This is a genomic window from Kribbella sp. NPDC049227, from assembly GCF_043197265.1.
Taxonomy (GTDB): Bacteria; Actinomycetota; Actinomycetes; order Propionibacteriales; family Kribbellaceae; genus Kribbella.
Map to the genome: position 1 here is coordinate 458,293 of NZ_JBICST010000004.1, position 22,259 is coordinate 480,551.

Annotated in this window: 27 protein-coding genes; 10 read left to right on the forward strand and 17 right to left on the reverse strand. The window is 68.9% G+C overall.

Annotation, left to right across the window (positions count from 1 at the left end; translation table 11 throughout):
* Position 1: 1 nt before the first annotated feature.
* From ACGFH6_RS19975 to ACGFH6_RS20000, 6 genes are read right to left on the reverse strand one after another with little or no spacing between them, the layout of a single operon-like run.
* The gene (locus ACGFH6_RS19975) at positions 2-376 is read right to left on the reverse strand and encodes a DUF4913 domain-containing protein (protein ID WP_393385683.1); all 375 of its coding nucleotides are present in this window, start codon (positions 374-376) and stop codon (positions 2-4) included.
* Entirely contained in the window at positions 366-2,156 is a 1,791-nt protein-coding gene (locus tag ACGFH6_RS19980) for a type IV secretory system conjugative DNA transfer family protein (RefSeq protein ID WP_393385685.1), read from the reverse strand. Before ACGFH6_RS19980 ends, ACGFH6_RS19975 begins: the two co-directional genes overlap by 11 nt.
* Positions 2,157-3,680, reverse strand: a complete 1,524-nt coding sequence (locus ACGFH6_RS19985; RefSeq protein WP_393385687.1) for an ATP/GTP-binding protein — start codon at positions 3,678-3,680, stop codon at positions 2,157-2,159.
* Positions 3,677-5,182, reverse strand: a complete 1,506-nt coding sequence (locus ACGFH6_RS19990) for an SCO6880 family protein (RefSeq protein WP_393385690.1) — start codon at positions 5,180-5,182, stop codon at positions 3,677-3,679. The genes ACGFH6_RS19985 and ACGFH6_RS19990 overlap by 4 nt, the downstream gene beginning before the upstream one ends.
* Positions 5,183-5,185: 3 nt before the next feature.
* Positions 5,186-5,464, reverse strand: a complete 279-nt coding sequence (locus ACGFH6_RS19995; RefSeq protein WP_393385693.1) for a conjugal transfer protein TrbC — start codon at positions 5,462-5,464, stop codon at positions 5,186-5,188.
* Between the two features lie 14 nt (positions 5,465-5,478).
* Entirely contained in the window at positions 5,479-6,093 is a 615-nt protein-coding gene (locus ACGFH6_RS20000; protein WP_393385696.1) for a DUF6668 family protein, read from the reverse strand.
* Between the two features lie 249 nt (positions 6,094-6,342).
* Here ACGFH6_RS20000 and ACGFH6_RS20005 point away from each other — a divergent pair, with 249 nt between their 5' ends.
* Positions 6,343-7,764 (forward strand): hypothetical protein, encoded by a 1,422-nt coding sequence (locus ACGFH6_RS20005; protein ID WP_393385698.1) that lies wholly within the window; start codon positions 6,343-6,345, stop codon positions 7,762-7,764.
* Positions 7,765-7,796: 32 nt separating this feature from the next.
* The gene (locus ACGFH6_RS20010; RefSeq protein WP_393385701.1) at positions 7,797-8,006 is read left to right on the forward strand and encodes a hypothetical protein; all 210 of its coding nucleotides are present in this window, start codon (positions 7,797-7,799) and stop codon (positions 8,004-8,006) included.
* A 59-nt stretch (positions 8,007-8,065) separates the two neighbouring features.
* Here ACGFH6_RS20010 and rplI read toward each other — a convergent pair whose 3' ends face one another.
* The 5 genes from rplI to ACGFH6_RS20035 form a co-directional block, all read right to left on the reverse strand.
* The gene (gene rplI / locus ACGFH6_RS20015; RefSeq protein WP_131363436.1) at positions 8,066-8,512 is read right to left on the reverse strand and encodes a 50S ribosomal protein L9; all 447 of its coding nucleotides are present in this window, start codon (positions 8,510-8,512) and stop codon (positions 8,066-8,068) included.
* 14 nt (positions 8,513-8,526) lie between these two features.
* Entirely contained in the window at positions 8,527-8,760 is a 234-nt protein-coding gene (gene rpsR, locus ACGFH6_RS20020; RefSeq protein ID WP_012924539.1) for a 30S ribosomal protein S18, read from the reverse strand.
* An 80-nt stretch (positions 8,761-8,840) separates the two neighbouring features.
* Positions 8,841-9,428: a single-stranded DNA-binding protein gene (locus ACGFH6_RS20025; protein WP_131363434.1), complete on the reverse strand. Its 588-nt coding sequence runs from the start codon at positions 9,426-9,428 to the stop codon at positions 8,841-8,843.
* A 92-nt stretch (positions 9,429-9,520) separates the two neighbouring features.
* Positions 9,521-9,811: a 30S ribosomal protein S6 gene (gene rpsF, locus ACGFH6_RS20030; protein ID WP_130386399.1), complete on the reverse strand. Its 291-nt coding sequence runs from the start codon at positions 9,809-9,811 to the stop codon at positions 9,521-9,523.
* A gap of 197 nt (positions 9,812-10,008) precedes the next feature.
* Positions 10,009-11,142: an MFS transporter gene (locus tag ACGFH6_RS20035; RefSeq protein WP_393385704.1), complete on the reverse strand. Its 1,134-nt coding sequence runs from the start codon at positions 11,140-11,142 to the stop codon at positions 10,009-10,011.
* Positions 11,143-11,236: 94 nt separating this feature from the next.
* Here ACGFH6_RS20035 and ACGFH6_RS20040 point away from each other — a divergent pair, with 94 nt between their 5' ends.
* Complete coding sequence (locus tag ACGFH6_RS20040; protein WP_393385707.1) at positions 11,237-11,737, forward strand: Lrp/AsnC family transcriptional regulator; 501 nt, start codon at positions 11,237-11,239, stop codon at positions 11,735-11,737.
* A 63-nt stretch (positions 11,738-11,800) separates the two neighbouring features.
* Positions 11,801-12,604 (forward strand): deoxyribonuclease IV, encoded by an 804-nt coding sequence (locus tag ACGFH6_RS20045; protein ID WP_393385709.1) that lies wholly within the window; start codon positions 11,801-11,803, stop codon positions 12,602-12,604.
* Here ACGFH6_RS20045 and ACGFH6_RS20050 read toward each other — a convergent pair whose 3' ends face one another.
* The gene (locus tag ACGFH6_RS20050) at positions 12,605-13,024 is read right to left on the reverse strand and encodes a hypothetical protein (protein WP_393385711.1); all 420 of its coding nucleotides are present in this window, start codon (positions 13,022-13,024) and stop codon (positions 12,605-12,607) included.
* Positions 13,025-13,060: 36 nt separating this feature from the next.
* Here ACGFH6_RS20050 and ACGFH6_RS20055 point away from each other — a divergent pair, with 36 nt between their 5' ends.
* On the forward strand, positions 13,061-13,594 hold the full coding sequence (locus ACGFH6_RS20055; RefSeq protein WP_393385715.1) for an NUDIX domain-containing protein: 534 nt from the start codon (positions 13,061-13,063) through the stop codon (positions 13,592-13,594).
* On the opposite strand, the gene ACGFH6_RS20060 is transcribed toward ACGFH6_RS20055, so the two are convergent.
* From ACGFH6_RS20060 to ACGFH6_RS20070, 3 genes are all read right to left on the reverse strand, one after another.
* Positions 13,548-14,771, reverse strand: a complete 1,224-nt coding sequence (locus tag ACGFH6_RS20060) for an MFS transporter (RefSeq protein ID WP_393385718.1) — start codon at positions 14,769-14,771, stop codon at positions 13,548-13,550. The two genes, ACGFH6_RS20055 and ACGFH6_RS20060, sit on opposite strands and share 47 nt — an antisense overlap.
* Before the next feature lie 141 nt (positions 14,772-14,912).
* Positions 14,913-15,629, reverse strand: a complete 717-nt coding sequence (locus ACGFH6_RS20065) for an SDR family NAD(P)-dependent oxidoreductase (RefSeq protein ID WP_393385720.1) — start codon at positions 15,627-15,629, stop codon at positions 14,913-14,915.
* A gap of 9 nt (positions 15,630-15,638) precedes the next feature.
* On the reverse strand, positions 15,639-16,199 hold the full coding sequence (locus tag ACGFH6_RS20070) for a TetR/AcrR family transcriptional regulator (protein WP_393385723.1): 561 nt from the start codon (positions 16,197-16,199) through the stop codon (positions 15,639-15,641).
* Positions 16,200-16,319: 120 nt separating this feature from the next.
* Between ACGFH6_RS20070 and ACGFH6_RS20075 the strand changes: the two genes are divergently transcribed.
* The 3 genes from ACGFH6_RS20075 (at position 16,320) to ACGFH6_RS20085 (ending at position 19,439) form a co-directional block, all read left to right on the forward strand.
* Complete coding sequence (locus ACGFH6_RS20075) at positions 16,320-17,240, forward strand: SDR family NAD(P)-dependent oxidoreductase (protein WP_393385726.1); 921 nt, start codon at positions 16,320-16,322, stop codon at positions 17,238-17,240.
* A 62-nt stretch (positions 17,241-17,302) separates the two neighbouring features.
* Positions 17,303-18,433, forward strand: a complete 1,131-nt coding sequence (locus ACGFH6_RS20080; protein WP_393385729.1) for a lipid II:glycine glycyltransferase FemX — start codon at positions 17,303-17,305, stop codon at positions 18,431-18,433.
* A 4-nt stretch (positions 18,434-18,437) separates the two neighbouring features.
* Positions 18,438-19,439 (forward strand): alanine racemase, encoded by a 1,002-nt coding sequence (locus ACGFH6_RS20085; protein ID WP_393385731.1) that lies wholly within the window; start codon positions 18,438-18,440, stop codon positions 19,437-19,439.
* A gap of 6 nt (positions 19,440-19,445) precedes the next feature.
* Here ACGFH6_RS20085 and ACGFH6_RS20090 read toward each other — a convergent pair whose 3' ends face one another.
* Positions 19,446-19,811 (reverse strand): VOC family protein, encoded by a 366-nt coding sequence (locus ACGFH6_RS20090; protein WP_360451597.1) that lies wholly within the window; start codon positions 19,809-19,811, stop codon positions 19,446-19,448.
* Positions 19,812-19,939: 128 nt separating this feature from the next.
* Here ACGFH6_RS20090 and ACGFH6_RS20095 point away from each other — a divergent pair, with 128 nt between their 5' ends.
* Together ACGFH6_RS20095 and ACGFH6_RS20100 are read left to right on the forward strand one after the other, a co-directional pair.
* Positions 19,940-20,662, forward strand: coding sequence for a methyltransferase domain-containing protein (locus tag ACGFH6_RS20095; protein WP_393385734.1), 723 nt, complete (start codon positions 19,940-19,942; stop codon positions 20,660-20,662).
* Between the two features lie 10 nt (positions 20,663-20,672).
* Positions 20,673-21,041 (forward strand): VOC family protein, encoded by a 369-nt coding sequence (locus ACGFH6_RS20100; RefSeq protein ID WP_393385737.1) that lies wholly within the window; start codon positions 20,673-20,675, stop codon positions 21,039-21,041.
* On the opposite strand, the gene ACGFH6_RS20105 is transcribed toward ACGFH6_RS20100, so the two are convergent.
* Positions 21,038-22,192: an NAD-dependent epimerase/dehydratase family protein gene (locus ACGFH6_RS20105; RefSeq protein ID WP_393385739.1), complete on the reverse strand. Its 1,155-nt coding sequence runs from the start codon at positions 22,190-22,192 to the stop codon at positions 21,038-21,040. The genes ACGFH6_RS20100 and ACGFH6_RS20105 overlap by 4 nt on opposite strands.
* Positions 22,193-22,259 lie beyond the last annotated feature (67 nt).

Sequence of the window (22,259 nt, forward strand, 5' to 3'; positions counted from 1 at the left end):
GTCAGATCCCCCGGAGGTTCGGTTGTCGCTGGTCGAAGAAGAGTCCGGCGGGCGGCTCCTCGACCGGCAGCGGCGGGATCGGGTACTCCGTATGGGCACCACGGCAGGCCGCGAACGGGCCGTCGGGGTCGAGCAGGACCGACATCTGCGGGTCCGCGTGGTCGCGCCACCAGGCCGACATCCCGGTCGCCGGATCCAGCCGCAGGTGCTCCCAGGCGCGCCAGAGCGAGTCCAGCCGGCTGAGCGCCTCGGCGTGCCGGAACCACTCCGGGCACCAGACGAACTGCTGCCCGAGCCGGCGGGTGTAGAGGTAGATCAGGCGGTCCTCGACGAACGCCGCGACGTGCGGGTAGAAGAGTTCCTGTTCACCATCCACCACGTTGCTCCTCGCTCTGCTCCCACACCGGGATGCCGACCGGCACAGCGGACCGGGCCTCCTCCCGCGTACTCGCTCCCGGATCGTACTTCGCCAGCGAGGCCTCCACGGCGGGGGCATCCGGACGGGCGAACCATGGCACCGTCTTCACCATCGTCGCCGGCATCCCGGACGGGAACACCACCGCGCGCCCTGGTGGCAACGCGGCGAGGTCGGACACCTCGAGGATGTGGTGCCGCTGGATCTGCCGGCTGGTGCCGCGTTCACCCTTGCTGTACGACACCGAGCTCGTGGTGATGTCGTAGTCGCCGATCAGTTTGCTGAGTTTCTCGAGGAACGTCGCGTCCGAGGCGCCACCGCCGTATACGCGGATGTTGGCGGCGGACCACAGCTTGTCCATGCCGCGCTCACCCCAGCACTCCGTCCCCTGCGCCCACGACTGCAGGATCGTCATCAGCACGATGCCGCGGGATCCGAAGTGGCTGTAGAGATCGGGCAGGTTCTTCCACCGGCACACGTTCGCTGCCTCGTCCAGTACGCCGACGAGTGGCGTCGGCAGGCGACCCATCGGGCAGCTCTTCGCATACTGCTCGGCCGCCTCCACGACGGCCACCGTCAACGCGGTGACCAGCGGTCCCGCCGTACCGGCGCCTTCCTTGGACAAGCTGTAGAGCGTGCCGCCCCCGCGAACGAACTCGTGCGGGTCGAACTGCGGGCGAGGGTCGTTCTGTCCCTGTGGGACGACCCAGCGGGTGACCTTGTGGTTGACCAGGAACTGGGCGCTTTGCTGGGCTGTGCCGTAGACACCGGCGCGCTGCTTGTCGGGCGCGCTCAGCACTCCGGCCATCGCGTCGGCAGACAACTGGAGGCCAGGCGTACTGCGCAGGATCCGCTCCGGCTCGTCGTTGCGCTGGTCCGCGAGCCAGCTGTAGACCTGCGTGATCGGGCGCCGCGCGACCGCCGCGGCGAGCAGCAGGCCGGCCAGCAGATCGGTGCCGGCGGCATCGAAGAACGCGTCGGTCTGGGCGTTCTCCCGGCGCTGCGATGCGACGAAGTGCCCGGCCAGGTCGCGCGCCTTCACCTCGTCGGTGATGTAGGTGAGCGGATTCCACCACCAGGCCGGCGGCTCCTCGCACACCTGCTGTGGGTCGAACACCCACACCGGTCCCCGCTCCTGCCGCGGACCGCGGGTGGTGTCGACGAGGTCGCGCTTGTTCGACGTGGCAACCACGGCCCCCGGCGCATCCAGGATCGCGGGCACGGCACGGCTCGACGTCTTCCCGGTCCGCGGTCCCCAGATGTCGATGTGCAGGTCCTCCCAGGATCCGAACAGCTCGAGGTCGCCGCGGACAGTCCGGCCGATCGGGATGCCGGGACCGGAGTGGCCGGCGCCGAGCCTGTCCGCGACTCCCTGCGCGCCCGAGCGGGTGAGCTTCGAGATCTCCGAGCGCTTCGCCATCAGGTACGCCTGCCTGTCCACCCGGCCGACCCCGCTCCGACGTCTCAGGCCGAGGACGGCGACCGCGATCAGCAGCACCAGGACGAACTCGAGGATCAGTACGCCGGTTGCCGCAGTGGACCACCGCAGTTGGCCGCCGATCAGCTCGACGAGTGCGGTCATCGGGTCTGGCACCGCGGGGGTTCCGTCGATCGCAGCGGCAGTCTTGAGCGCTCCCCAGATCCCCACGACGCCGATCGTGAAGACGCCGACGCCGATGAAGACGAGAATCGTCTCAGCGGACAGCACGCCCGGTCCGGTACTGCGCCTCCCGTCGGCCATCTACTGGTCGACTCCCGCTCGGGCGACCACACGGGTGGCCGGGTCAGGCGGCGGCATCTCCAGCACCGGGCCGGTCCTCCAGAGCTTGTTGGTGTCGTTGATCTCGCGCTCGACCGAGGTGAGGCTAACGTGCACCGGGATGCCCGGACGGCCACCGACCTTGACGAGGAAGTTGCCGCGGCCGGGCGGCGCGACCTCCATGCCGGTCGCCGGGTCCCAGGCGGGCGGGTCCTGCCAGCCGATGAGCATGTTCTGCTCCTCCTCGGACATCGGCACGACCTCGGTCAGGTTCTCCATCTCGGCGCGCGGCAGACCGCCGCAGACGACCATGCCTGACCGCTCGACGAACCCTTTGGCCTTCATCCGGTCCTCGGCGTTCTCGAGCGCGAGCAGGTCGGACATGGTGTGCGAGATCATCGCCGTCCCGACTCCGCGCTGACGGTTCAGTCGGGTCAGCGCGTCGACGCGGTCGACCAGACCACGGCCGGCGCGCAGCACCCGCCACAGCTCGTCGAGGATGACGAAGTAGTGCCGCCTCGGCTCCAGACCGGCGTCCGCCAACGCCTGCGACACCGCGACCGCGCCGAACCCGTAGGACCAGCAGGCCAGCAGTACGGCGGCCTGCAGGTTCGTCTCGGAGTCGTCGATCGAGGACACGTCGAACACGACCGGCCGATCGAGCCGCATCGGGTTGTCGGTCTGCGCGGAGAAGATCTCACCCAGCCGGCCACCGCCGACCAGACCGATCAGCGATGCCTCGAGGCCCTCGGTGATCTGCCGATAGCGATCCAGGCTGCCGCGATCGAGAGCGACGTTGCGCACCCGGTCCGGCGCGTCCTGAACGACCTGGAGCAGATCGCGCAGGACCGGCGTATCGATGGATCTCTCGTCGAGGACCTTGAGCGCCTCGTCGAGGATGGTCTCCTCGCGGTCCGTCGGCGGCGCCGAGCGCATGATCGAGATCAACGCGGAGACCATTGTGTGGCGGCGCCCGTGCGCATCGGCCTGAATCGCCTCGCGTGCCTTCCCGGTCAGCCGCTGCGCCGCCGTACGCGACTCGCCCGGGTCCAGCACGTTGAGATGCCCGCGCCCCCGCCCCAGCCGGATGACCTGCCCACCCAACGCCTCGATCAGGTCGCGGTAGTCAGGCTTCAGATCCCCCAACACCAACGGCTGCACCCCGTACCCCGCCAGCCCCAACGCCATCCGCCGGACCACCGTGGACTTCCCCAGGCCGGGCCGGCCGAGCACGAACATCGAGGGGTTGGAGATGAGGTTGGCCCGGGTGAACCAGTTGATCGGGTCACAGCACAGGGTGGCGCCGGAGAGGATGTTGCGGCCGATGGGTACGCCGACCATGGGACTGCCGGTCCCCGCGGCGAAAGGCCAGAGGCCGCAGACCTGGACTGTGGTGCCGCGCCACTCGGCCGGTGCCTGGAGGTACGTCGAGTAACCGCGACCCGCACCGGGCCAGCCGCGCGGCATCGGCCGCTTACCGCTGCGGACCGGGTCGGCCGGCTTCACAGTGCCTCCCGGATGCCGGCGGGAACGGACAGGTGGCTCTGCAGTACGACGCCGAGCGGCAAGCCGGCCACGAAGGCGGAGTCCTGCGAGCCGTACGCCGGCCGCAACAGGACGCGGGCGGTGGCGCCCAGATTGTCGATGGCGGCGATCATGTCCGGGATCTGCTCCGCGGTCATGACAGTGCCGGTCACGACCATGCCGAAGTTGACCAGGCCGGCGCCGCGCGCTTCCTCCTGTGCGGTCCGCTCCGCTGCCCTGGCCTCGGTCATGGTCCGGGCCGATGGACGGCTCGAGGTGGTGGCGCGGAACGACGCGTTGCGCTTGTCGGCCTCGACCACTCGGGCCGCAGTAGCCGCGTCCAGCGGACGGTAGAGCAACGTGACGCGCTTCCGATCGATGTCTCCATGCGGCGCGACCAGTTGGGACAGCACCGAGGAGAACACCTCACCACGCGGCGCCTGCGTCATCTGCCACGTCACCGACCACGCCGAGTCGTGCCGGTACTTGTCCCAGAACCCTTGCGCACCGGCCGGACCGACATCGGTCCACTGCAACTCCGGCACGTCCCCGTGGCTACGCGCCTCATCGATCAGTACGGCGGACGCCGGGTCGTACGCGATGCGCACGGTCTCGCACAACTCTTGGGCGGTGACCGGACGGGCCGCACCCGCCCCGGTGGCGTTGAGGCTTTGGGTGAGCGCAGGCAGCCGGGACGCGAGCTCACGCCCCATGTCCTCCTCTTTGCGGCGCTTGCCGCTGCGGTCCGTTCCTTTGAACGTCAGAGCGACTCGGGCAGAGATCAGCGCTGAGCCCTCCGGGTACGTCTGCACGACCTCCGTCAGCATTGCCCGGGCGATGGCCGGCGTACCGTCCAGCATGTTGCTGCCGACCTCGCGACGGAGCCGGCTGCCGGTGTCGGGCGCGCTCTCCACCGTCACCGACGCAGCCACGATGCCAGGCTCGTGGCCCAGCGCGGCGAGCCACTGACCCCAGTGCGCGACCCACACGTCCACCTGCTCTTGGTCCACCAGCGACGCACCGTCCGGCTCGGCGTTGATGACGACGGTGAAGTGCCGGGTGCTCGGGTAGTACAGCAGCGCGAACGGCCGCCCGTACGAGTCCTCGAACTCGCTCAGCTGGGACGCGGCGGCCAGACCCGGGAGCTGGAAGGTGCCCCACGCGGGGCGGCCGAGTGGGCCGGACCGGTAGATGTTGTGCTTCGCCATCTTCGCTCGTTCCCATCCGATCCGGGTGGAGAGACGTTGCAGGGCGGACAGCCCGTGCTTGTCCTTGGTGGTCAGCATGAGCAGGCAGACGCCGACGATCAGCAGCGTGACGATCGCGCCGATCAGACCGCCGGCCATCGTGGCCATGATCGTCATGACCAGCCCGCCCATCAGCAGAGCGGTGCCGAGCGAACCCAGGCCGGCGATCCCCGCGGAGGCGGGCTGCCGCCAGTTCCCGTACGTCCGCGGGACGCCGCGGACGGTGTCAGCGGCCATGGGTCACTGCAGGGCGCCGACGAGCAGCGTCGAAGATGCGATCACGATGCAGGCGGTGAGCACCCAGCCGAGCCGGGCGGCATGCTCGCCACCTTCACCGCGCCGCTGGCCGACGGCCATCATGGCGCCGGCGATCAGGACGCCGAGGACGCAGACGGCGAAGGCGATCCAGCGCACCCAGTCGATCACCAGCTCGAGTTTCTCGCCGCCGGGTGGCCGGGTTCCGCCGCCGCTGAGCGGTATCAGGGCATGCGTGTCCGAGATCAGATGGGCCAGCATCATCGCGGAGGGACCTTTCAGTACGGGGCGGGATAGTCCGCGGGGTTCGCGGCGCGCAGTGCGTAGATGGATTCGAGGACTTCGAAGACCTCGTCCGGGGTGTTCTCCGGCGTCGGAGCCTCCCCTCGGCGCCACTCCTCGATCCAGGGGATGTCCCAGACCCGCGGCACGCCGCCGCCGACGATGTCGGCGAAGTCGTCGAGCACCCGGGGCAGTCGCCCGGGCGCGTCCGCGATCAGCACCAGGCCCAGCACGGCTACGCCCTGGACCACACCGGACGCCCACTCGACCGCGGCCCGCTGGGCGGCCCGCAGACCGGAACCATGCGTCCGGGCGACGAGGACGACCGGCGTCGGCACCGGTGGTGGCGGGATCGGCCAGCGATGGTTCGCCGCCCGGCTCCCCGGAAGGAGGAGCGACATCGTGGTCTCGCCGGCGCCACCGTGCACACCGACCCACCAGAGTGTGTCCGCGGCCGGAATCGCGAACTTGGGCAGCCGCTGGTCCTCGGCCGGCGCGGAAACGCCGTGCTGAGGTGCGGACGGCCCGCCCGCGGGCTGCGGCGAGGGACCCGGCGGTGGCTGCTGCGGACCTGAAGTCGTCGACTGCCGATCCCACGGATTCTGCGTCATGGCCCCTCCTTTCGTGGTGTGTGACAACCTGTCGCTCACCGTATTCTCTCAATTCCCGGATGGACGTTGCCTGAGTTATCCACAGGCCGTGCGGCCCGCCGCTCCCTGGCCGGAGCAGTCGAGCCGGGCCGGGCCCGCAGAGTCCCGCGAGCCCGGATTCCTGGCCTGCGGTGGTCGCTGCACATGCTAGAACGGGGGCGGCGTAGTCGGATGAACGAGGGAGATCTGTGGCGGGAATGAGAGGTCGCCGTGGCTGAGAAGATCCCGTCCTGGCCCAAGGTGACGATCCGGTTGTACGACGACCGCAACGCCGAGGTCACCATCGCCGGGCGGACCCATCCGGTCAGCAATCACCGGGATCCACGGCAGGCCGCGATCGCCGTCGTGAGCGGTCGGGCCGGACAGCTCGGCCGGCCGGTGCGGGCCACCGCTGTGGAGTCCGACGGTTCCTCCTGGCCGCTGATCGTCCACCCCGACGGCCGGGTCGACGCAGTGGAATCGGAGAGCCGGAGCAGCACCAGCAGCAGCGGCGGCAGGCCGGGCTGGCCGGTCATCGCCGGCATCGCGCTGGCCGTCGTACTGATCGCAGGTACGACGCTCTACTTCACGGTGTTCCGCGATGGCGACAGCGACGCGTCGAAACCGTCGGAAGCGCCGAAGGTCCCGACGCTGCCCGAGCCGAAGGTCGTACCGGACCAGTTCTCGGCCCGGCCGGTGCCACCGGGCTGGTCGACCAAGGCGAGTTGGACGGTCGACATCGCAGCGAGGTCGGCGCCAGCGGTGTCACAGGACGGCAAGCAGGTCGCCATCCTCACGCCGGACGCGAAGGTCGCGGTGTTCGACAGCAAGGGCAAGGTGCTCTGGCAGGACAAGGCGCCGAAGGACGCGCTGAGCCCGGTCTACACCACGATCGACTCCAAGCCCGTGCTCGCGGTGGCCACGCCGGATGCCTTGTACTACTGGGCCGGTGGCGGTGCCGGCGCCACCACGGTGGGGTTGCCCGACCAGGCGCAGGTGCAGTTCTTCGGGACGTCGCCGCTGATCAAGGTCGAGGGCGATGCCGGTGCGAGCATGGTGGCCGGCGGCAAGCTGAAGGCGGTACCGAACCAGCCGCGCCTGTCCACAGTTCTGCTGGCCGAGAGCGACAAGGCGTTGATGGCGCGGTACACCGGTCCGCTGTTCTGGAGCCAACTGGACGAGGGTCTGCAGACCGTGAACCCGAAGGCGCCGTCCGGGTCGAAGGGCATCGAGCATGTGGTCGCCGCCAGCCCTGGTCGCGCGCTGGTGCTGTGGAAGTCGGCCACGAAGGACATCGTGATCCCGGTCGTGCACTCGACGGTGAACGGCGCGATCCTTGCCACCTGCCCGGTGGCGAATGAGGCTGACGTCGAAAGCTGGCAGTGGGTGCCGGACCAGACCGGCAAGGTCGCTGCCTGGGGCAACTGCGTGATCGACTTCGCGCACAAGTCGACGGCGCGGTACACCGACTTCCAGCCGGTTTCAGTCACGGGTACGACGATCTACGGGATGGTCGGCAGTGAGCTCGTCGCCACGACCCCGGGTGGCAAAGGCCAGAGTCTTCCCGCCGATACCGCGCGGCCGTGGGGTGTTGCGGATGGGCGAGCGCTGGTGGTGCACGACTCGACGTTGTACGCGTTGGACAAGAAGTGAATCGGTCGGGCCGCGCACTGGCGGCAGTGCTGGTGACAGCAGGCTTGCTGGTGCCGGCCGGGCAGGTGATGGCGGACGACGATCCCGGTCCGGTGCAATGGCCGCGAGTCGCTCCACCTGATGCCGGAGGCAACAAATCGGACCCGGGACCGGTCAAGTGGCCGAAGGTCGCCAAGCCGGAGAACGGTGGCGAAGGCAACGACCCCAAGCCACTCCCCTGGCCGACGCCCACCCCGGGCTGAGCAGGACACGACAAGGCCCGCATCCCCGAGGGAGATGCGGGCCTTGGGGGTTGCTGAGGTCAGACGGCCGCGACCTCGAGGCGGACCGTGGCGGCCACCTCGGGGTGGAGCTGCACCGAGACCTGGTGCTTGCCGGTGCTCTTGATCGGCGACGCGATCGCGATCGCGCGCTTCTCGACGAGCGGGCCGCCGGCGGACTTGATCGCGCCGGCGATGTCGGCCGGGGTGACCGAACCGAACAGGCGGCCGGTCTCGCCGGCCTTGACGTCCAGCGTGACGTTGAGCTGCTCGAGCTGGTTCTTGACCTCGCTCGCGTGCTCCTTGCCCTGGATCGCCCGGGCGTCACGCGCCCGCTTGATCGACTGGATCTGCTTCTCGGCACCGCGGGTCCAGCCGATGGCCAGGCCGCGCGGAACCAGGTAGTTGCGGCCGTAGCCGTCCTTCACCTCGACGATGTCGCCGGGGGCTCCGAGGCCCTCGACCTCCTGCGCCAGGATGAGCTTCATGGTTCGGGCCTCCCTCAGCGAGCCGTGCTCGTGTACGGCAGCAGCGCCACCTCACGAGCGTTCTTGATAGCGGTGGCCACATCGCGCTGGTGCTGCACGCAGTTCCCGGTCACCCGGCGGGCGCGGATCTTGCCGCGGTCCGAGATGAACTTGCGCAGCAGCGCGGTGTCCTTGTAATCGACGTACGTCGCCTTGTCCTTGCAGAAGCCGCAGACCTTCTTCTTCGGCTTCCGAATGATCTTGGCCATTGTGGTGCTCTCTTCCTTCCAGAGCCCGGCACACGTGCCGGAATGGTCTGTCTTACATGGTTACGACCCGGAGTGCCGGATCAGAACGGAGGCTCCTCCATCGAGCCGCCGCCCTGGCTGGCCCAGGGGTCGTTCTGCGGGGCAGCCTGACCGCCGCCACCACCGCTGCCGCCACCCTGCGGGGTCGCCCACGGGTCGTTCTGCGGGGCGCCGCCACCTTGGCCGCCGCCACCGTAGTTGCCTCCACCCTGGTTGCCACCACCGCCACCACCGAAGCCGCCGCCGTCTCCGCCGGGACCGGAGCGCATCGCCCGGGTCACCTTCGCGGTGGCGCTGCGCAGGCTCGGTCCGACCTCGTCCACGTCGATCTCGAAGACCGTGCGCTTGTTGCCCTCACGGTCGTCGTACGAACGCGACTTCAGCCGGCCCTGCACGATCACGCGCATGCCGCGCTGCAGCGACTCGGCCACGTTCTCCGCGGCCTGGCGCCAGACGGAACAACTCAGGAACAGCGACTCGCCGTCCTTCCATTCACCTGTCTGCCGGTCGTAGGTCCGCGGCGTCGACGCGATCCGGAAGTTCGCGACGGCGGCGCCGGACGGGGTGAACCGGAGCTCAGGATCGTCGACAAGGTTGCCGACCAGTGTGACGACGGTTTCGCCTGCCATTGCCGTTCCTCCTGCTATCGGGTGTGACTGTGTCTACAGCTATCAGTACCGGCTGGTGCCGACAGTACCGATGGCTGCTGACGACCCCAGGGTCAGTGCTGGTCCGGCCGGATGACCTTGGTGCGGAGGATCGACTCGTTCAGCGTGAGCTGACGGTCGAGCTCCTTCACCACCGCCGGCTCGGCGGTCAGGTCGACGACGGCATAGATGCCTTCGGACTTCTTCTTCACGTCATAGGCAAGCTTGCGACGACCCCAGATGTCGAGCTTCTCGACCGTGCCACCTTCCTTGCGGACGATGTTCAGGTACTGGTCGATGGACGGCTCCACGGTGCGCTCATCGAGCTCAGGGTCGAGGATCACCATGACTTCGTAACGACGCATGCGCGAACTCCACCTCCTTCGGACTTGGCGGCCACGGTCTCTCCGTGGCAGGAGGGCGATGCGATTCGCTTCACGCCGACACTTGCCGTCGGCGCCAAGCAACGAGCCCGGTCGATGGACCGGGCCACATCCAAGAGAATACCAGCGTCCGGACGCCCGCTTGACCATATCCACAGGCCTGTTCCGATGACTCTCCGTCACCGGTTGGCGACCACCGGTTCAGTACGCCGGACCAGCGGCACCAGCAGCGACACCGCGAGAACTGCCGAGATCACCGACAGGAGCGGGTACCCGCCGACGGTGTACAGCCAGGGCGACGTGAGCGCGGCGAGGGCGGAGATGGCCCAGATGGAGGACTCGACTCTGCTCTCGAGGGCTGTGCCGAGCAGGCGGGCGCTGCCGCCCAGGTAGCAGAGGTTCCAGGCGTAGCCGAGGAGGAAGAGCGCCGGCGTGAACATCGCACCGGACTGCGTGGTCAGAACGGCGGACGACAGCAGGAGGACAAGTCCGGCGACCATCACCGGCCGCGGACCCCAACGGTCGATGAACCAGCCGGTCAGGGGAGACAGCGCGAACATGCCGAGGGTGTGAGCGGACAGCATGACGCCCAGCAGGCCGAGACCGTCGCCCAGGTGGTGAGTGTGGACAGGGACCGCCGACATCAGCGCCACCATCACCAGATGCCCGATGACCATCACTCCAGCGGCGAGGAGGACCGGCGTACGGCGAGACGCCCCGGAGTGCTCGTGCCGCTCCGGCTCCGGCTCGTCCGCGGGGTGGACGACCCGGATGTAGCTAGCGGCGAGCAGAGCGGCGAAGACAGCTGCCAGCGCGAGCAGGAACGGGCCAGCGAGGGCAGGAAGACCGAGGGCGGAGGCCCAGGACTGGGACGGAGCCATCAGGAACGGACCACCGGCCGCGCCGGCGGTGCTGGCCCAGACGACAGCGCTCATCGCCGACGCGCGTCGAGGGGCTGCGACGGCTTCGGCGGCGGCGTACCGGGACAGCAGGCTCGCAGCGTTCCCAGCACCGAGCAGGAACATGCCGACGAAGAGCAGTCCCACATGTGCGCCGACTGCGGTGAGCACTGTCAGCGCCGCACCGACGACACCGACCCCGTACCCGACGCGGAGCGCGTGAGCGCGCCCGAGCCGCGCGGTCCACCAGCCAACAGCCATGGCGCCGGCGGCGGTGCCCAATACGCCGGCCGTGTTGGGGAGACCGGCCAGGCCGGGGCTCAACCGGTCGGAGATCAAGATGGTGCTCATCGCGCTCGCCGCGATCATGGCGGCGTTCATCAGCGCCGCGGCCAGGACGATGGGAATGAGCATGCCTACAACGCTAGAAAGGCGGCCACCGCGGCTCAATGTATGAAGTAAGGCGTTCGGCCTTGCGGAGCACCGATGTCGAAGGTGTTCTGGGGAGATGACCTTTCAGGAGCGTGAGCTGGACTCCACCGACTGGCAGATCCTGTCCGAACTGCAGACCGACGGACGGCTGTCGTTCAACCAGCTGGGCAAGCGGGTCAACCTGTCCCCGCCGGCCGTGGCGGACCGGGTACGGCGCCTGGAGGAGTCCGGGGTGATCGCCGGCTACCGGGCCGATGTGGATCCGGCTCGGGCCGGTCAGCCGCTGTCGGCCTTCGTCCAGATGCGCTGCACGACCGGTCGCTGCCTGCTGAAGACCACGCGGGCGGAGGACTTCCCCGAGGTCCTGGAGATCCACAAGCTCAGCGGCAACTCCTGCTCGATGCTGCGGGTCCGCGTCACCTCGATGAGTCACCTGGAAGGCCTGTTCGAGCGCCTCGGCGAGCACGGCGAGATGAACACGCACATCGTGCTGTCGACCGAGTTCGAGGGCCGTCCGGTGCAGCCTCCGGCACAGGAGTCGCGGCCGGTCACCCGCTCGGCGGGCTGGGGTTCGTGAGACCGGGGCGGTGGGGTGGGGAAGGATTCGGAACTGTCCGTGGACGGTTCTAGGGTGGGTCCCATGACTGTGAAACTTGGTGCGCACGTGGACCAGGCAGACCCGCTGGCCGAGGCGGCCGACCGGGGCGCCGACCTGGTGCAGTTCTTCCTCGGCAACCCGCAGGACTACAAGGCGCCGAAGCTCGCGTACGCCGATGGCGAGGAAGCGCTCAAGGAACGCGCGGCCGCCGCGGGCATCGACCTGTACGTGCACGCGCCGTACCGGCTGAACGTGGCGAACACGAACAACCGGATCCGGATCCCGAGCCGCAAGCTGCTGCAGCAGACGCTCGACAAGGCCGCCGAGATCGCAGTCAAAGGTGTGATCGTGCACGGCGGCCACGTCGGCGACGAGGACGACCCCGAGGCCGGCTTCGACAACTGGCGCAAGTGCATCGAGCGCGCCCAGCTGCCGGTCCCGCTGCTGATCGAGAACACCGCCGGCGGCGAGAACGCGATGGCCCGCCAGCTGGACCGGATCGCCCGGCTGTGGGACGCGGTCCAGGCGTCCGGCAACGACCGCCTGGAGAACGTCGGGTTCTGCCTCGACACTTGCCACTTCCACGCCGCCGGGGAGGAGTTGCCGACGATCGTCGAGAAAGTGAAGGCGATCACCGGACGGATCGACCTGGTGCACGCCAACGGTTCACGCGACGAGTTCGGCTCCGGCGCCGACCGGCACAGCAACTTCGAGGAGGGCCATATCGACCCGGCCGACATCGTCGCGGTGGTGCAGGCCGCGGGTGCGCCGGTCGTCGTCGAGACGCCGAACGCCGATCACGGTCAGAAGGCCGACATCGACTACCTGCGGGCGCACCTGAAGTAGCTACTCCTTCTTCGCCGGAATCACGTGGTGCAGCCAATAGGTGATGCCCCACGGCAGGAGCAGTGCCAGTGAGCCGGTGTCGCGCGCAGGGATGAGGATGTCCGCACCGATGGCCACCACCAGCAGGACAGTGGTCGCCTGGAAGACGGTGAACTTGCCGACCAGCGGCTGGTTGAGGGCGAGGCGGCCCACGGCGCAGGCAACGTCAATGGCGAGGAGGGCCGCGATCGAGATCGCTGCCAGCGCGACACCGGTCCACGCCAAGCCGCCGTACTGCGCTGATTCTCCGGCGACATCGGCGAGCAGGAAGACCCCGACGACCGCGGTGAGCGCGGCAGCGGCCCACAGCATCCGCTGAGTTGTCCGCCGGGCCCGTTCGGGATCGGGCCGGGATTCAGGCGGTGGATCGGGGTGCGCCATGAGTGGGACCGTAGCGCAGGCGGAACAATGGTCACCATGCAGACCTGGGCCGAGCGGTTCCCCGAACTCTTCGCACCCGGCTACTGGACCTGGGGTGATCTCGACGTCCGGTTCACCACCGAGGAGCCGCCGGACGAGCTGATCAGCAACGTGCACGTGGTCGCCCGGACGGCCGGCGGAATCGTTGTCTGCAGCAACGACCTGGGCTGGCGCTTCCTGCCCGGCGGCACCCGGGAGCCGGGCGAGACGATCGAGCAACTCGTCCATCGTGAACTGCTGGAGGAGGCCGGCGCCCGGCTGGCCGGTCCGATGACCTGGCTCGGCGCGCATCGGGCGGTGCATCGCCGGCCGGCGCCGTACCGTCCACATCTGCCGCACCCGATCTCCTACTGGGCCAACGTCGTCGCGGACGTCGTGATCGAGCAGGAGCCGACCAACCCCGAGGACGGCGAGCAGGTCACGGAGGTCCTCGTGCTGCCGCCGGACGAGGCGATCGCCTACCTCGATGCGCAGCCCGACGGCGTCATGGCACCGATCGTTGGACTGGCTCAGGCAATGGAGCTGGTGTAGCCGACCGCCACGGCAGGACGGCCGCGCTGAACAGGCAACACACACCGGCCACGACCATTGCCCCACGCAACCCCATCACCGCGGCGAGCGCACCACCGATCACCATGAACGCGGGCTGGACGCAGCGAGAGCTGATCGACCAGGCGGTCAGCACCCGGGCCATGTAGGCGTCCTCGGTGACCTCCATCCGGTACGTCGCGAACGACGGGTTGAAGGCACCGGCCATGAGCAGCATCCCGGCCTCGGCCACGGTCAGCCACACCAGCCCGGCCAGACCCGCCGGCGCGAACGGCAACGGCAGAATCCACACTGCTCGCAGTGCACCGAACAGCAACAGCATCTTGTGCAGCCCCAGCCTGCGGGTGAGCGGCGGCGCCATGCGGGCACCGAGGATGCCGCCGAGACAGGACACTCCGAGGACCACCCCGTAGCTCCAGGGCTCCATCTTGAGGTCGCGCAGCATCAGCACGGTGAGCAGCGGCGACGCCATCATCACCGGCCCGCCGAAGAGCTGCGAATTCCAGAACAGGGCGCGCAGCCCGCGGTGCCCGAGGATGTATCGCCAGCCGGCGGTGATGTCGCGCTTCTCATTCCGTGCCACCGGCTCCGGCTCCGGCCGCTGGATCCGGCGGATGCCCAGCGCCGACAGCAGGAACGAGACCGCGTCGACCCCGAGCGAGGCCGTCGCGCCGACGAGGCTGACCAGCGCACCGCCGATCGGCGGACCGACGGTCAGCGTCGTCCACGTCGTCTGCTCGAACTTGCTGTTCGCCTCGCCCCGCGCGGCCGCCGGCACCAGCGCCTTCAGGTGCGCACCACTCGCGGCGGTGAATGCGATCAGGCCCGCGGCCTGGATGACGCCGACGACGCACAACTGGGTGTACGTCATGACGCCGAACACCGCGGCGATCGGCACCGACGCCAGCGCCCCGAACCGGATCAGGTCCGCCGCGATCATCACGGGCCGCTTGTGCCGCTGCTCGATGAAGTCGCCCATCGGCAGCGCGAGGGCGGCACCGGCGAGCGTGGACAACGCCGCGAGCAGCGAGACCTTGAAGGTCGAGACGTCGAGCGCGAGCACCGCGACGAGTGGAAGAGCTCCGTTTCCTACCGCACTGCCGAGCGCACTGATCGCGAAAGCGGCCCAGAGCCGCCGGAAGTCTCGACCCAAGGACATCCCGCGATCGTAGGAGGCGGGACCGACAGAACTACCGCAGGTTCAGGCCGCGGTCGCACCCGTCCCGCTGGCGGGTTGTTTCACCGATGACGCGCAACAACCCGCCAGGCGGTACAAACCCCGCCAGCCGCGGGCAAACCACTAGCGCAGGTTCAGGCCGCCGTCGAGGAGGACGACTTCGCCGGTGATGTAGGAGTTGTGGACAAGTGACGAGATGAGGTCCGCGACGTCCGACGGCTGGGCCGCGCGGCGCATCGGACTCGAGGTTTTCCACAGCTGCTGCGCCTCGGTCCACGACGCTGTGAGTGGCGTGTCGACGAGTCCGGGCGCGACCGCGTTGACGCGCACGTCAGGTCCCAGCGCCGCGGCCAGCAACTTGGTCACGTGATTCAGTGCGGCCTTGCTGGCGGCGTACGCGATCGAGCTTCCCTTCGGCCGCACGCCCGCGTGGCTCGTCACGTTGACGACGCATCCACCCGATGCGCGAAGCGCCGGGAGAGCCGCCGTACACAACAACCAGGGCGCGATCAGGTTGACGTCGAGCAGCCGTCGCCAGTCAGCCGCGGACAACCCATCGAGCTCCGCGTGCGGCACCGGCCAACTGATCCCCGCGTTGTTCACCAGTACGTCGAGCCGCCCGTGCTCAGCAAGCACACTCGGCACCAAGCCGCTCGCCGCGGCATCGTCCTCGAGATCGGCCTGGTGATAGGACCCACCCAGTTCCGCGGCCAGCGCGACGCCGGCCTCGCGGCTGCTGCGTGAGTGAATGGCCACGACCATCCCGTCCTTCGCGAACCGCCGAGCCGTCGCCGCCCCGATCCCCGACGCGGACCCCGTCACCAACGCCACCTTCTGCACAGACACACCCTAGGCAGATCGGTAGCGGAGGCCGTCCATGAGCAGGTTGAGGGCACGGTCCGCCTGGTCCCTGTTCTTACCGGTGGCCAGGGCAACGCCACTGATGCTGACCAGGACGTCCTCGGCGGAGACGTCCGACCGCAGCTCGCCGGAGGCGGCGCCGGCCTCGAGGAGCGGTTTGATGGCGCCGACGAGCAACTCGAGGCTCTGGGCGTACGGGTTCGCACCGGAAGCGATGACGGCGCGGAGGGCGTCGGCCATCCCGAGCTTGCGGGTCATGTAGTCGATGTAGCGATCCATCCAGGCGCGGAGCGCCTCGGCCGGCGGCGTCGAGTCGAGGAGCTCGGGGGCGGCGGCACAGATCGCCGCCAGCTCGTTCCGGTACGCCGCCTCGATCAGCAGCTCACGGGTCGGGAAGTGCCGGTAAAGCGTGCCGATGCCGACGCCGGCGTCCTTCGCGATGCCGTCCAGCGTCGCTTCGAGGCCGCAGGTCGAGAACGCCCGCGCGGCAGCGGCCAGGATCTGGTCGCGATTGCGCTGGGCGTCGGCACGCAGCGGACGCTCGGTCATGTCCCCTCCCCTCAGACCCCAGAACTTAGCGGACTTGTTAATCGGAGGCCCCTCCGGTTAACTGGATTTACCGGAGGTTCCTCCGGTTACAGCGTAGCTCGCAGAACAGGAACAGACCTGATGAGCAGAATCACCACCCCCTTCGGCTATGACTCCACTGCCGCCGAGGTGATCGCCGGCGTCGACCTGACCGGTCGCCGCGCGGTCGTCACCGGCGGCGCGTCGGGTATCGGCGTCGAGACCGCCCGGGCTCTGGCCGCGGCCGGCGCCGACGTCACTCTCGCCGTTCGCAACACCGCCGCCGGTGAGCGCACCGCGGCCGGCATCATCGAGTCGACCGGCAACAACCATGTCTTCGTGGCGCCGATCGAGCTCGCCGACCGTGAGTCGGTCAAGGCCTTCGCGGCCAACTGGGACGGCCCCCTCCACATCCTGGTGAACAACGCCGGCGTGATGGCCGAGCCGCTCAACCGCACTCCCGAAGGCTGGGAGCACCAGTTCGCCACCAATCACCTCGGTCACTTCGGCCTCGCCCTCGGTCTGCACGACGCTCTCGCGGCGGCCGGCGACGCACGCATCGTCGCGGTCAGCTCCAGCGCTCACCTTCGCTCGGACGTCCACCTCGACGACCTTCACTTCGAGCACCGGCCGTACGAGCCGTGGTCGTCGTACGGGCAGTCGAAGACGGCCAACGTGCTGTTCGCGGTCGAAGCGTCCAAGCGCTGGGCGAGTGACGGCATCGTCGCCAACTCCCTGATGCCGGGCGGGATCCGGACCGCGCTGCAACGGCACGTCGCGCAGGACCTGCTGACGCAGTGGGAGACGGAGTACCGCTGGAAGACCGTCGAGCAGGGCGCGTCGACCTCGGTGCTGCTGGCCGCGTCGCCACTCGTGCAGGGCGTGACCGGCCGGTACTTCGAGGACAACAACGAGGCTCTGCCCAACGTGCCGGGCGAGAACACCGGTGTCGCGCCGTACGCGCTCGATCCGGAATCGGCCACCCGGCTGTGGGATCTATCGATCGAGCTCCTCAACAGCTGAGGTTTGATCAGGTGACCGGCTCGGCTACGGTCTGAGGCTCCGGGCCGGTAACCTGACCGACCGTGAGTGACTTGAGCATCCGGACCATCTCGGCCGACGAGCACGCGGCGTACGTCGCCGCGCAACCGTCGGCGAGCTTCCTGCAGACCCCTGGGTGGGCGGCTGTGAAGAGTGAGTGGAAGGCGGAGTCACTCGGCTGGTACGACCCGGCCGATCCGGCGGTGCTGGTCGGCGCCGGACTGGTGCTGTACCGGCAGATGCCGAAGGTGAAGCGGTACCTTGCCTATCTGCCCGAGGGTCCGGTGATCGACTGGGACGCTGTCGACCTCGGCCGGTACCTGCGTCCGCTGGCCGCGCATCTGCAGGAGCATGGGGCGTTCGGCGTACGGATGGGTCCGCCGGTGGCGACGCGGCGGTGGGGTGCGAAGACGATCAAGGACGCGATCGCCGGCGGACAGCAGCCGAAGCTCGGCGACGTACGCGCGGACGTGATCGAGCCGTCCGGTGCGACGGTGGCCGCGCAACTGCGGGCACTGGGCTGGAAGGCGCCGAAGACCGGTGAGGGGTTCGCTGCCGGGCAGCCGCAGTACGTGTTCCAGGTGCCGCTGGCCGGCCGCACCCAGGAAGACCTGCTGAAGGGCATGAACCAGCTCTGGCGGCGCAACATCAAGAAAGCGGAGAAGGCCGGCGTCGAGGTGACGCAGGGTGGTCCCGAGGACCTGAAGGCCTTCCACGCGCTGTACGTCGAGACGGCCGAGCGGGATCACTTCACGCCGCGGCCGCTGCCGTACTTCGTCAAGATGCTGGACGCGATGGCGAACCAGCCGGCCGGCTGCTGCGACTTCCGGATCTACAACGCCTACCATCAGGGCGACCTGGTCGCGTCGACGATCTGGGTCCGGGTCGGCGGTCACTCCTGGTACTCCTACGGAGCCAGCTCGACCGCCAAACGCGACGTCCGCGGATCGAACGCGATCCAGTGGCGCATGATGGCGGACGCGCTCGCCGCGGGCGCGTCCGTGTACGACCTACGGGGCATCACCGACACCTTGGACCCGAACGACCCGCACGTCGGGCTGATCCAGTTCAAGGTCGGCACCGGCGGCGAGGCCGTCGAGTACGTCGGTGAGTGGGATCTGCCGTTGAACAAGGCGCTCTACACCGCATTCGACCTCTACATGAGACGGCGTTGACACCATGCCCCTAGTCCTGCACGTCGATTCCGATCGATGGCGCGAACACCTGCGTTCCACGTGGAACCCCGACATCGTCCCGGTCGCCAAGGGCAACGGGTACGGATTCGGCAACCCCCGGCTGATGGCCGAGGCCCGGGCGCTCGGCGCCCGCACGATCGCGGTCGGCACGTACTTCGAGGTGCCGCCGGACCCGCGTGAGGATGTCGTCGTGCTGTCGCCGTGGCGCCCGTTCCTCGAGGTGCCGCAGAGCAAGAACGTGATCCACACCGTCAGCCGGCTGGCCGACCTGGTCTCGATCCCGGCCGGCAGCCGGGTGCTGATCGAAGTACAGACCTCGATGCGCCGGCACGGCATCGGCGCCCGCGAACTGCGGCACACGATGCTGCTGAACGCGCTCGACCGGATCCGGTTCGAGGGCTGGTCGCTGCACTTCCCGATGGGCGCCGGCGGTACGTCGGCCAACCTCAGGGAAGCGCAGGAGCTGGGCAAGGCGGCCGAGGCGGTCCGGCGCGGCACGCTGTGGGTGTCGCACGTGCCGGCGCAGAAGCTGGCCGACATCGGCGAGAACGTCAAGCTGCGGATGGGCACCGGCCTCTGGCTGGGCGACCGGGGTGCGCTGACCGTACGGGCGACCGTCCTGGACGTGCACTCGGTCCGCCGGGGCGAGCGGGTCGGCTACCGGCAGCGCCGGGTGAGCGGCGACGGCCACATTCTGGTGGTGTCGGGCGGGACCGCGCACGGTGTCGGCCTGGAGGCTCCCACCGCGGCGGCCAGCGTCCGTCAGCGGGCGATCGCGATGGCGAAGGGCAGCCTCGATGCGGCGGGCATGGCGCTGTCGCCGTTCACCATCGAGGGCAAGCAGCGCTGGTTCGCGGAGCCGCCGCACATGCAGGCCAGCATGCTCTTCCTGCCCTCGTCGGTGGCGCCCCCCGCGGTCGGCGACACGGTCGGTGTCGACGTCCGCTTCACCACCACGAGCTTCGACAAGGTGTCGATGGACTAGAACGGCCTAGGCCGGCGAGGCCAGGTCGATGACGGTGCCGTCGGGGCAGCGCAGGTACGACGAGACCTGGCCCCACGGCGTCTTCTCCGGAGCCTTCAGCGGCTCCGCACCGGCGTCGACGGCCCGCTGGAAGTCGCCTTCGACGTCCTCACTGGTGAGCCCGAGCTCGAAGCCGACCGCACCGGGCGTGCCGACGGCCGACAGGTGGCTCTGGCCGACCGCGTAGGTGGCGAAGACGATCTTGGTGTCGCCCGCGTCCACCTCTCCCGCGCCCTGGTCCCAGTAGGTCCCCTTCAGCCCGAACGCGCGCTCGAAGAACTCGATCGACGCCTTGGCGTCCTCGACATACACGATGGTCTTCGCGAACTTCACGACCCTGCTCCCTGTCTTGCGAGATCGACGGGACGGTCCCGACACCCAGCCTGACGCAGATCCGTCCGAAAGTGTGACAATCTCCGGCCGCTTGACTTCAGGTGGACCTGAAGTTGCAGCGTGAGGTCATGAGCTTTCTGGAGCGGATCGAGGAACGGGCCGGAGCGGCGGAGCTCCGGGCGGAGTCGTACCGGCTGCTGGGCCTGAAGCGGGGCGCGACCTGCGTAGATGTGGGTTGCGGCGCCGGGCATGCGGTCGGCGAGTTGGCCAGGAAGGGCCTCAAGGTGACCGGTGTGGACGCGGACCCTGAGGCGATCGACTCTGCCCGGACCCGCGTGCCCGGTGCGATGTTTCACGTGGCACGGTCCGACGACCTGCCGCTGGAGAACGAGTCGATGGACGGCTATCGCGCGGTCAGGTTGTTCCACCTGCTCGAGGACCCGGTCCCGACGGTGGCGGAGGCGCGGCGGGTGGTGCGGCCGGGCGGACGGATCGTGCTCGGTGGACAGGACTACGGCTTCCTGCTGATCGACAGCGCCGACCAGGACCTCACCGACGTCGTACTACTGGGCCTCGAGTCGCGCTCGGTGTCCCCGCGGGCGGCCCGCAGCCTCCGCGATCTGCTCCTCGACGCCGGGTTCCAGGACGTCGAGGTCGTCGTACGGACCGAGGTCGTGACGGATCACTCGGCGATGGCGCCTCAGCTGGAGCTGGCGGCGGCCGCGGCGGTGAAGGAGGCGCTGATCACGCAGGACGACGCCGACAGCTGGCTGGCCGAACAGGCCGACCGCGGCCGGCGCGACCGCTTCCTCGCGGCGATCCCGACGCTGCTTGTCGGTGGGCGTGCCTAGGGTGTGCTGAATGAACGAGAAGATTCCGTTGATGGGTGTGGTCCTCGACGCACCGGACGCGCAGGAGCTGGCCCGGTGGTACTGCCGGCTGCTCGGCTGGGAGCTCGGCGACGACGAGGACGGCTGGGCGACGGCGATCGGCCCGCAGGGCGTGACGAAGTTGTCGTTCCAGGGCGAACCGACGTACCGGCCGCCGACCTGGCCGAGCTCTCCCGAGCAGCAGCAGATGCAGCTGCACCTGGACTTCAAGGTGGACGACCTGGAGACGGCGCACCGGCGCGCGATCGACGCCGGGGCGCGGCTGATGGAGTTCCAGCCGCAGCCCAACGTGCGCGTTTACGCCGACCCGGTCGGCCACATCTTCTGTTTCTTCGTCTAGGACTTCAGCTGCCCGCGCCAGCGGACGGTCGGCAGTAGTGCGGCCGGGTCGACCCGGTCCTTGTTGGCGGAGACGATGTCGAACATCGACTCGATCAGCGTCTCCGACAGCAGGTGCGGCTGCAGGCCGAGGCCGACCAGACCGGTGTGCTTGACGTTGTAGTAGTGCTCGGCCAGCTCAACCCGCGGGTTCTCCAGGTGCTCGACCTGGACGGGGCCGGGGAAGCACTCCGCGACCTTCTCCGCGATCTGGGCGACCGAGTAGCTCTCGGTCATCTGGTTGAAGACCCGGAACTCGCCGGCGTCCGCGGGGTTCTCGACCGCGAGCCGGATGCACTCGACCGTGTCCCGGATGTCCAGCAGGCCACGGGTCTGTCCGCCGGTGCCGTAGACGGTCAGCGGCTCACCGAGTACGGCCTGGATGACGAACCGGTTGAGCACGGTGCCGAACACGGCGTCGTAGTCGAACCGCGTCGCCAGCCGCTCGTCCTGCACGGTCTGGTCGGTCTGCTGCCCGTAGACGACGCCCTGGTTCAGGTCCGTGACTCGCAGGCCCCAGATCCGGCAGCCGAACTCGAGGTTGTGCGAGTCGTGCACCTTGCTCAGGTGGTAGAAGGAGCCCGGCTTCTTCGGGTAGAGCATCCGGTCCTTGCGCCCGTTGTGCTCGACCTCCAGCCAGCCTTCCTCGATGTCGATGTTCGGCGTGCCGTACTCGCCCATCGTGCCGAGCTTGACCAGGTGGATGTCCGGGTTCGTCTCGGCGATGGCGTACATCAGGTTCAGCGTGCCGACCACGTTGTTGTGCTGGGTGTAGACCGCGTGTGCCCGGTCGATCATGGAGTACGGCGCCGCCCGCTGCTCGGCGAAGTGGACGATCGCGTCCGGCTCGAACTCGCTCAGCACCCGGTAGACGAAGTCCGCGTCGAGCAGGTCCCCGACGTACGACGTGAGCCGCTTTCCGGACACCTCCTCCCAGGCGGCGACCCGGGCGTCCAGGTCCTGGATCGGCACCAGGCTCTGCACTCCCAGCTCGGTGTCGTAGCCCCGGCGGGCGAAGTTGTCGAGTACAGCGATGTCATGACCACGATCGGACAGGTGGAGCGCGGTCGGCCACCCAAGGTAACCATCACCACCGAGGACCAGTACGCGCACGAGGGGTTCCGCCTTCGCAGTAGAGAGAAAAGTTGCCGTTGTACCTGTTCCTATCCCGGTGTGCACC

What these genes read in the sequence shown, in the direction of transcription:
- rpsR (WP_012924539.1), bottom strand. Translation starts at nt 8,760, where the DNA reads ATGGCCAAGATCATTCGGAAGCCGAAGAAGAAGGTCTGCGGCTTCTGC.
- ACGFH6_RS20050 (WP_393385711.1), bottom strand. Translation starts at nt 13,024, where the DNA reads ATGGCGCACCCCGATCCACCGCCTGAATCCCGGCCCGATCCCGAACGG.
- ACGFH6_RS20070 (WP_393385723.1), bottom strand. Translation starts at nt 16,199, where the DNA reads ATGACCGAGCGTCCGCTGCGTGCCGACGCCCAGCGCAATCGCGACCAG.
- ACGFH6_RS19980 (WP_393385685.1), bottom strand. Translation starts at nt 2,156, where the DNA reads ATGGCCGACGGGAGGCGCAGTACCGGACCGGGCGTGCTGTCCGCTGAG.
- ACGFH6_RS19990 (WP_393385690.1), bottom strand. Translation starts at nt 5,182, where the DNA reads ATGGCCGCTGACACCGTCCGCGGCGTCCCGCGGACGTACGGGAACTGG.
- ACGFH6_RS20055 (WP_393385715.1), top strand. Translation starts at nt 13,061, where the DNA reads ATGCAGACCTGGGCCGAGCGGTTCCCCGAACTCTTCGCACCCGGCTAC.
- rpsF (WP_130386399.1), bottom strand. Translation starts at nt 9,811, where the DNA reads ATGCGTCGTTACGAAGTCATGGTGATCCTCGACCCTGAGCTCGATGAG.
- ACGFH6_RS20025 (WP_131363434.1), bottom strand. Translation starts at nt 9,428, where the DNA reads ATGGCAGGCGAAACCGTCGTCACACTGGTCGGCAACCTTGTCGACGAT.
- ACGFH6_RS20045 (WP_393385709.1), top strand. Translation starts at nt 11,801, where the DNA reads ATGACTGTGAAACTTGGTGCGCACGTGGACCAGGCAGACCCGCTGGCC.
- ACGFH6_RS20085 (WP_393385731.1), top strand. Translation starts at nt 18,438, where the DNA reads ATGCCCCTAGTCCTGCACGTCGATTCCGATCGATGGCGCGAACACCTG.
- ACGFH6_RS20095 (WP_393385734.1), top strand. Translation starts at nt 19,940, where the DNA reads ATGAGCTTTCTGGAGCGGATCGAGGAACGGGCCGGAGCGGCGGAGCTC.
- ACGFH6_RS20000 (WP_393385696.1), bottom strand. Translation starts at nt 6,093, where the DNA reads ATGACGCAGAATCCGTGGGATCGGCAGTCGACGACTTCAGGTCCGCAG.
- ACGFH6_RS20035 (WP_393385704.1), bottom strand. Translation starts at nt 11,142, where the DNA reads ATGCTCATTCCCATCGTCCTGGCCGCGGCGCTGATGAACGCCGCCATG.
- ACGFH6_RS20060 (WP_393385718.1), bottom strand. Translation starts at nt 14,771, where the DNA reads ATGTCCTTGGGTCGAGACTTCCGGCGGCTCTGGGCCGCTTTCGCGATC.
- rplI (WP_131363436.1), bottom strand. Translation starts at nt 8,512, where the DNA reads ATGAAGCTCATCCTGGCGCAGGAGGTCGAGGGCCTCGGAGCCCCCGGC.
- ACGFH6_RS20075 (WP_393385726.1), top strand. Translation starts at nt 16,320, where the DNA reads ATGAGCAGAATCACCACCCCCTTCGGCTATGACTCCACTGCCGCCGAG.
- ACGFH6_RS20040 (WP_393385707.1), top strand. Translation starts at nt 11,237, where the DNA reads ATGACCTTTCAGGAGCGTGAGCTGGACTCCACCGACTGGCAGATCCTG.
- ACGFH6_RS19995 (WP_393385693.1), bottom strand. Translation starts at nt 5,464, where the DNA reads ATGATGCTGGCCCATCTGATCTCGGACACGCATGCCCTGATACCGCTC.
- ACGFH6_RS20100 (WP_393385737.1), top strand. Translation starts at nt 20,673, where the DNA reads ATGAACGAGAAGATTCCGTTGATGGGTGTGGTCCTCGACGCACCGGAC.